Origin of the sequence: Rhizobacter sp. (assembly GCF_035702065.1) — a bacterium.
Classification (GTDB): domain Bacteria; phylum Pseudomonadota; class Gammaproteobacteria; order Burkholderiales; family Burkholderiaceae_C; genus Rhizobacter.
Window position 1 is genome coordinate 1 of sequence record NZ_DASSRA010000447.1, and the last position, 7,690, is coordinate 7,690.

Annotated in this window: 8 protein-coding genes; 5 read left to right on the forward strand and 3 right to left on the reverse strand. The window is 68.3% G+C overall.

What is annotated here, in order from left to right; translation table 11 throughout:
* The coding region (locus VFL64_RS19565; protein ID WP_489542059.1) for a PfkB family carbohydrate kinase at positions 1–264 on the reverse strand (264 nt) is incomplete at its 3' end.
* Between the two features lie 180 nt (positions 265–444).
* Here VFL64_RS19565 and VFL64_RS19570 point away from each other — a divergent pair.
* The 5 genes from VFL64_RS19570 to VFL64_RS19590 all read left to right on the forward strand — a co-directional run bounded on the left by VFL64_RS19570 (position 445) and on the right by VFL64_RS19590 (position 5,036).
* Positions 445–1,461 carry a sugar ABC transporter substrate-binding protein gene (locus VFL64_RS19570; RefSeq protein WP_489542060.1) on the forward strand — a complete coding sequence of 339 codons (1,017 nt, stop codon included), beginning with the start codon at positions 445–447 and terminating at the stop codon, positions 1,459–1,461.
* Positions 1,462–1,573: 112 nt separating this feature from the next.
* Positions 1,574–2,533, forward strand: coding sequence for an ABC transporter permease (locus tag VFL64_RS19575; protein ID WP_489542061.1), 960 nt, complete (start codon positions 1,574–1,576; stop codon positions 2,531–2,533).
* Between the two features lies 1 nt (position 2,534).
* On the forward strand, positions 2,535–3,323 hold the full coding sequence (locus VFL64_RS19580; protein ID WP_489542062.1) for an ATP-binding cassette domain-containing protein: 789 nt from the start codon (positions 2,535–2,537) through the stop codon (positions 3,321–3,323).
* A 31-nt stretch (positions 3,324–3,354) separates the two neighbouring features.
* Entirely contained in the window at positions 3,355–3,810 is a 456-nt protein-coding gene (locus tag VFL64_RS19585) for an RbsD/FucU family protein (protein WP_489542063.1), read from the forward strand.
* Positions 3,807–5,036 carry an ROK family transcriptional regulator gene (locus tag VFL64_RS19590; RefSeq protein ID WP_489542064.1) on the forward strand — a complete coding sequence of 410 codons (1,230 nt, stop codon included), beginning with the start codon at positions 3,807–3,809 and terminating at the stop codon, positions 5,034–5,036. The genes VFL64_RS19585 and VFL64_RS19590 overlap by 4 nt, the downstream gene beginning before the upstream one ends.
* Positions 5,037–5,072: 36 nt before the next feature.
* On the opposite strand, the gene VFL64_RS19595 is transcribed toward VFL64_RS19590, so the two are convergent.
* Together VFL64_RS19595 and glmS are read right to left on the reverse strand one after the other, a co-directional pair.
* Complete coding sequence (locus tag VFL64_RS19595; RefSeq protein WP_489542066.1) at positions 5,073–5,729, reverse strand: nucleoside/nucleotide kinase family protein; 657 nt, start codon at positions 5,727–5,729, stop codon at positions 5,073–5,075.
* Between the two features lie 2 nt (positions 5,730–5,731).
* The gene (gene glmS, locus VFL64_RS19600; protein ID WP_489542065.1) at positions 5,732–7,606 is read right to left on the reverse strand and encodes a glutamine--fructose-6-phosphate transaminase (isomerizing); all 1,875 of its coding nucleotides are present in this window, start codon (positions 7,604–7,606) and stop codon (positions 5,732–5,734) included.
* Positions 7,607–7,690 lie beyond the last annotated feature (84 nt).

Genomic DNA, 7,690 nt, shown 5'->3' on the forward strand with positions numbered 1-7,690 from the left:
GCCGACGAGCCCGAGCGTCGTCGGCGCCGCCACACGCACCGTGCAGGCGGTGTCGACGCTCTCGTCGTGCAGCGCCTGCAGCAGGCGGTCGCCGAGAAAGCCATCGGACAGCGCGCCGAAGAACGCCACCGGCTGGCCCAGCCGCGCCAGCCCGATTGCCACGTTCAGTGGCGAGCCGCCGATGCGGGCGTCCAAGGCCATGCCCGTGGGCGTGCTGGCGGTGGCAAAGACGTCCATCAGGGCTTCGCCGCAAACCACGAACATCACGCCTCCTCGGAGCTGCCGCAAGCGGCCGATGTCGCCATCATGTGCGTGCTCGGGCTTTCACGCCCTCCGGGTTTTCCATTAATCAATCGCCTTGATTTATTTATCGGCGCCGACCAGAATGAAGCCAGCCGGCACCGAACCGGCCACCCTCTCACCATCCCCTGCCAGGAGACATCGATGCTGAAGAACCCCAACATGCTGCCGGCCCTTTCCGCACTCACGGGCGCCCTGCTGCTGGCTGCCTCCGGGGTGGCCGTCGCCGCCGAGCCGGTGATCGGCCTCATCACCAAGACCGAGACCAACCCCTTCTTCGTGAAGATGAAGGAAGGCGCTGCCGAAGCCGCCAAGGCCAAGGGCGCCAAGCTGCTCAGCGGTGCTGGCAAGACCGACGGCGACAACGCCGGCCAGGTCACGGCGATGGAGAACATGATTGCCGCCGGCGCCAAGACCATCCTGATCACGCCCAGCGACAGCAAGGCCATCATCCCCGCCATCAAGAAGGCCCAGGCCAAGGGCGTGATGATCATCGCGCTCGACAGCCCGACCGACCCCGCGGACGCCACCGACGCCCTCTTCGCCACCGACAACTACAAGGCCGGCGTGCTGATCGGGCAGTACGCCAAGGTCGCCCTCGGCGGCAAGCCCGCGAAGATCGCCACGCTGGATCTCTTCCCCGGCCACCCGGTGGGCGCGCAGCGCCACAACGGTTTCCTGAAGGGCTTTGGCCTGAACGCGCCGGACGCCAAGAGCAACGACCTCGGCAGCGCGGCTGAAGTGGTCTGCATGGCCGACAGCTTCGGCGACCGTGCCAAGGGCCAGACGGCGATGGAGAACTGCCTCCAGAAGAACCCGGACATCAACCTCGTCTACACGATCAACGAACCCGCCGCGGCCGGTGCGTACAAGGCGCTGAAGACCGCCGGCAAGGAAAAGGGCGTGATCATCGTCTCGGTCGACGGCGGCTGCGACGGCATCAAGGACGTCGCCGGTGGCGTGATTGCAGCAACCTCGCAGCAGTACCCGCTGAAGATGGCTGCGATGGGCGTCGAAGCGGGCGTGGAGTACGCCAAGACCGGCAAGAAGGTCAGCGGCTACACCGACACCGGCGTCACGCTGATCGCGGCCAAGCCCGTGCCCGGCGTCGACAGCAAGGACACCAAGACGGGCACCGACCTGTGCTGGGGCAAGAAGTAAACCCGGCGCACTGAACCGCGCGCGCCCTGTCTGACCCACCCCGCAACGCGGGGCGCGTCAGAGGAGGCGCACTCCTTCGAGCGGCCCCCTGGCCTGAAAGAGAGTCACCTCCATGAGCACGTCCCCGCGCCGCCTGCCGTCCATCGGCACGCTCGGCCCCTTCATTGCGCTGCTGATCGCCTGCGGCTTCTTCGCCACCCAGAACGATCGCTTCCTCACCAGCGAGAACTTCGCCCTGATCCTGCAGCAGGTGATGGTGGTGGGTGTCATTGCCATCGGCCAGACGCTGATCATCCTCACCGCCGGCATCGACCTGTCGTGCGGCATGGTGATGGCCCTGGGCAGCATCGTGATGACCAAGTTCGCGGCCGACTTCGGCCTGCCCGCCTGGCTCGCCATCCTCTGCGGCATGGCCGTGACCGCGAGCTTCGGGCTGGTCAACGGCTTGCTGGTCACGCGCATCAAGCTGCCGCCCTTCATCGTCACCCTGGGCACGCTGAACATCGCCTTCGCGATCACGCAGCTCTACTCCAACGCGCAGACCGTCACCGACGTGCCGGCGGGCATGACCTGGCTCGGCAACAGCGTGCAGGTTGGCGGCACCGCCGTCGGCTACGGCTCGCTGCTGATGCTGCTGCTGTACCTGGGCGTCTGGTTCTACTTGCGCGAGACCGCCGCCGGCCGCCATGTGTACGCGGTCGGCAACAACCCCGAGGCGACGCGGCTCACGGGCATCCCGACCGAGCGCGTGATCCTCGGCGTCTACGTGCTCGCCGGCATCTTCTACGGCATTGCCTCGCTGCTGTCGGTGGCGAGCACCGGCGTGGGCGACCCCAACGCCGGCCAGACCGAGAACCTCGACGCCATCACCGCCGTGGTGCTCGGCGGCACCAGCCTGTTCGGCGGGCGCGGCGTGATCCTCGGCTCGCTGATCGGCGCGGTCATCGTCGGCGTGCTGCGCAACGGCCTCACGCTGATGGGCGTGCAGAGCGTGTACCAGGTGCTGATCACCGGCATCCTCGTCATCCTGGCGGTCGCCATCGACCAACTCTCACGCAAAGGGGGGCGCTGAAATGAGCTCGCACAAACTGGTCATGAACGCCAAGGGCCTGGTCAAGCGCTACGGCCAGGTGACCGCACTCGACGGCGCCGACTTCGAGCTGCGCGCCGGCGAGATCCTCGCCGTCATCGGCGACAACGGCGCCGGCAAATCCAGCCTCATCAAGGCGCTGTCGGGCGCGACCATTCCCGATGAGGGCACGATCGAACTCGACGGCCAGCGCATCCAGTTCAAGAGCCCGATGGACGCCCGCCGCGTCGGCATCGAGACCGTCTACCAGGACCTGGCGGTCGCACCGGCGATGACCATCGCCGAGAACCTCTTCCTCGGCCGCGAGCTGCGCCGCCCGGGCGTCCTGGGCAGCACGCTGCGCATGCTCGACAAGAAGCGGATGCTCGAGCAGAGCATCGCGCGCATGAACGACCTCAAGGTCGGCATCCGCTCGATGACGCAGGCCGTCGAGACGCTGTCGGGCGGCCAGCGCCAGTGCGTGGCGGTGGCGCGCGCGGCGGCCTTCGCCGAGCACGTGGTCATCCTCGACGAGCCGACCGCCGCGCTCGGCGTCAAGGAAGGCAACATGGTGCTCGAGCTGATCCGGCGCGTGCGCGACAAGGGCTTGCCGGTGATCCTGATCAGCCACAACATGCCGCACGTGTTCGAGATCGCCGACCGCATCCACGTCGCCCGCCTCGGCCGCCGCGCCGCGGTCCTCAACCCGAAGAAGATCAGCATGAGCGACACCGTGGCCGTGATGACCGGCGCGATGCCCCCCGAGCAGATCCCCGCGGAGTGCCTGGCATGAACCCGGCCCGCCACCTGCGAAGACACACACCATGCTGAAAGGCATCGACCCCCTGCTCACCCCCGAGCTGCTGCACGCGCTCGCCGAGATGGGCCACGGCGACGAGATCGTCATCGCCGACGCCAACTTCACCGCCACCACGCTGGGCCGCGGCAAGGTGCTGATCCGCCTGCCCGGCGCCGACGTGCAGCGCAGCTGCGAGGCGGTCCTGAGCCTGCTGCCGCTGGACGCCGCCGTGGCGCAGCCCGTGGCCTGCATGCAGGTCAGCGACACGCCGGCCGGCTACCGCAGCGCCGTGCAGCGGCGTGTGCTGGCTCGCCTGGACGAAGCCGGCTGGGCCCGGCCCGACCAATGCGAGGCCATTGAGCGCTTTGCCTTCTACGACCGGGTGCAGCGCGCCCATGCGATCGTGCAAACTGGCGAGATGCAGCCCTACGCCAATTTCATCTTCAAGAAGGGCGTGATCGCCGACGCGATCGAGCCGTGAGCCATTCATCCGACCCCATTGAACGCTCGCGGCTGAAGCCGCGCGGCTCCAGCCAAGGCGGCCTGGCGCAGTACAACGAACGCGTCGTGCTGCAGGCGGTCCGCCTGCACGGCCCGCTGCCCGGCGCCGAGATCGCACGGCTCACGCAACTCACCGCGCAGACCATCTCGCTGATCACCAAGCGCCTGCTCGAAGACGGCCTGCTGAAGAAGGGCGCGCCGCAGCGCGGCAAGGTTGGCCAGCCCTCGGTGCCGCTGTCGCTCGACCCCGATGGCGCCTACGCCATCGGCGTCAAGGTCGGCCGCCGCAGCCTGGACGTGCTGCTGGTCGACTTCACCGGCCAGGTCCGCCAGCGCTGGACACTCGACTACCCCTACGCCGACCCCGAGCGCCTGGTGGCCGAGATCGCGCAGCGCCTGAAGGAGCTGCGGCGCAAGCTGGCACCCGCCCAGCGCGACCGCGTGCAGGGCATCGGCATCGCCGCGCCGCTTTCGCTGGGCGGCTGGCAGCAGCTGCTGGGCCTCGACCCGAAGGTGGCCGACAACTGGCAGCACTTCGATCTGCGCGCCGAGGTCGCACGCCTCACCGAGCTGCCGGTGGAGATGATCAAGGACACCGCGGCCGCCTGCGTGGCCGAGCTGGTGGCCGGCCGCGGCCGCAGCATGAAGAGCTTTCTCTACGTCTTCGTCGACACCTTCATCGGCGGTGGGCTGGTGCTCGACAGCCACCTGCGCAGCGGCGTCAGCGGCAACGCCGGCGCCATCGGCTCGCTGCCGCTGTGGCCGGCCGGCGTCGACGGTGCAGGCGCACCGGCGCAGCTGCTCAGCGTGGCCTCGCTCATCACGCTGGAGCGGCTGTATGCCGCTGCCGGCCTCGATACCGGGGCCGTGACCGACGAACGCGCGCTGCAGGCGCCTTGGCTGCCGAGCACACAGGCTTGGTTGTCGCAGGCCGGCCCGGCCATCGCCAACGCGGTCAACACGGCGGCTTGCCTGCTCGACCTGGAAGGCGTGATCGTCGACGGTTCGTTCAGCCGCGAGCTGCTGGCCGCCCTGCTGGACAGCACCACGCAAGCACTGGCGCGCTACGACTGGGAAGGCGTGGCCCAGCCGCAGCTGCTCGCCGGCTCCATCGGCAGCGACGCACGTGCCCTGGGGGGCGCTTGGTTGCCGCTGTATGCCAACTTCGCGCCCGACCGCGACCTGTTCCTGAAGGGGCCGGCGTAGTTGCCGTCGTTGCCGATTGCGCTTGCGCGCGGAGGCTCATGCGTCCCAGCGCACACACCAGTCAGCCCGGTGGCGGCACGCGGCGATGCGCCGCGCGTTGGGCTCATCGGTCTGCTCGACCCAGGCCTCGGCCGCTTCGATGCTGCGACCGAAAGCCTGGTGGCGCGCGACCAGGCGGCGTCGGCGCAGGGCGTCGTCGACATCAATGAACCAGACCTCATCGAGCAGGGCGGCCACGGGCTTCCAGGGGTCGTCGTCGAGCAAGAGGTAGTTGCCCTCGACGATCAGCAAGCGGGTGTCGTGCCGTAGCGCAATCGCACCGGCCACCGGTTCTTCAATCTCGCGGCGGTACTCCGGTGCGTAGACGATTTCTCCCGGCGCCTGCTCGCGCAAGCGACGCAGCAGAACGGCAAACCCCGCTGCATCGAAGGTATCCGGCGCGCCCTTGCGGTCGGCTCGGCCCAGCCGGGCCAGCTCGATGTTGGCAAGATGAAAGCCATCCATCGGGACCACCTGCGACGACTCAGGCCGCGCCGCCTGCAGCGCCGCCGCCAGTGTCGACTTGCCGGCACCCGGCGGGCCGACCAACCCGAGCATGCAACGCCGCCCGGCGGCGGCCAACGCAGACAGCCGCTCCAGCGCATCGGCGGGCGGCGAAAGCGGATTCGGAAGTTCAGCAGTCTGATGCGGCACGATCACTCGACCGTCACGCTCTTGGCCAAGTTCCGCGGCTTGTCCACGTCCGTCCCCCGCGCGCACGCGGTGTGGTACGCCAGCAGCTGCAGCGGAATCACGTGCAGGATGGGCGACAGCGCACCGTAGTGCTCCGGCATGCGGATCACGTGCAGGCCTTCGCCGGATTCGATGTGCGAATCGGCGTCGGCGAACACGAACAGCTCGCCGCCGCGGGCGCGCACCTCCTGCAGGTTGCTCTTGAGCTTTTCGAGCAGCGCGTCGTTGGGTGCGACCGTCACCACCGGCATCTCGGCCGTCACCAGTGCGAGCGGGCCGTGCTTCAGCTCGCCGGCCGGGTAGGCCTCGGCGTGGATGTAGCTGATCTCCTTGAGCTTGAGCGCGCCTTCGCAGGCGATGGGGTAGTGCAAACCGCGGCCGAGGAAGAGTGCGTTCTCCTTGCGCGCGAAGATCTCCGACCAGGCAATGACCTGCGGCTCCAGCGCGAGCACGGCCTGCACCGCCACGGGCAGGTGGCGCAGGGCCTTGAGGTGAGCAAGTTCCTGCGATTCGGTGAGGTGGCCTCGCACCTGGGCGAGTGCGAGCGTGAGCAGGAACAGGCCGACGAGCTGGGTGCTGAAGGCCTTGGTCGAGGCCACGCCGATCTCGGCGCCGGCGCGGGTGATGTAGGCCAACTCGCACTCGCGCACCATCGCGCTCGTGGCCACGTTGCAGATGGTCAGCGTGTGCTTCATGCCCAGGCCACGCGCGTGCTTGAGGGCAGCGAGCGTGTCGGCCGTCTCGCCGCTTTGCGTGATGGTGACCACCAGCGTGCGCGGGTTGGGCACGCTGTCGCGGTAGCGGTACTCGCTGGCCACCTCCACGCTCACCGGGATCTTGGCGATGCTCTCCAGCCAGTACTTGGCCACCGAGCCGCTGTAGTAGCTGGTGCCGCAGGCGAGGATGAGCACGCTGTCCACGTCCTTGAAGACGCGGTAGGCCCCGTCACCAAAGAGCTCGGGTGAGATGCTCTCCACCGCATCGAGCGTGTCGGCAATGGCGCGCGGTTGCTCGAAGATCTCTTTTTGCATGTAGTGGCGGTAAGGGCCGAGCTCGGCCGCGCCGGTGTGCACGAGCACTGTGCGCACCTCGCGTTCCACAGGCTTGAAGGTGAACGCACCGGGCGCGCGGGTGGTGATCCACACCTTGCCGAGCTGCAGGTCGACCACGTCGCCTTCTTCCAGGTAGGCGATCTGGTCGGTCACGCCGGCGAGCGCCATCGCATCGGAGGCGAGGAAGAACTCGCCTTGCCGGTCTTGCGTGCCGACGCCCAGCACCAGCGGCGAGCCTTCGCGCGCGCCGATCACGCGGTGCGGCTCGTCGCGGCAGAACACGGCGATGGCGTAGGCCCCGCGCAGGCGCAGCGTGGCCTGCTGCACGGCGGCGAGCAGGTCGCCTTCATAGAGGTGATCGACGAGGTGGGCGATGACCTCGGTGTCGGTCTGGCTGTCGAAGTGGTAGCCGCGGGTCTTGAGTTCGTTGCGCAGCTCGTCGTGGTTCTCGATGATGCCGTTGTGCACCAGGGCCACGCGGCCGGAGGAAGCTGCCTTGGAGGCGGGGCCCGACGAAAAGTGCGGGTGCGCGTTGCGCTCGGACGGCACGCCGTGCGTGGCCCAGCGCGTGTGCGCGATGCCGACCGGACCGTAAGTCGGATCCGCGTCGATCGCATCCTGGAGCACCTTCACCTTGCCGACGGTGCGGACGCGCTTGAGCTTGTTCGTTCCGTTGAGGACCGCGATGCCGGCGGAGTCGTAGCCGCGATATTCGAGACGGCGCAGCCCCTCCATGAGGATGGGGACGACGTTTCGTTCAGCGATGGCTCCGACAATGCCGCACATTTAACAGTGCTCCCGGATTCGAGGGGGGCGCTAGTTTGCCCCAGCGAAAGTCCGTATCGAAGCCGTAATCGCCACCCCGTAAGC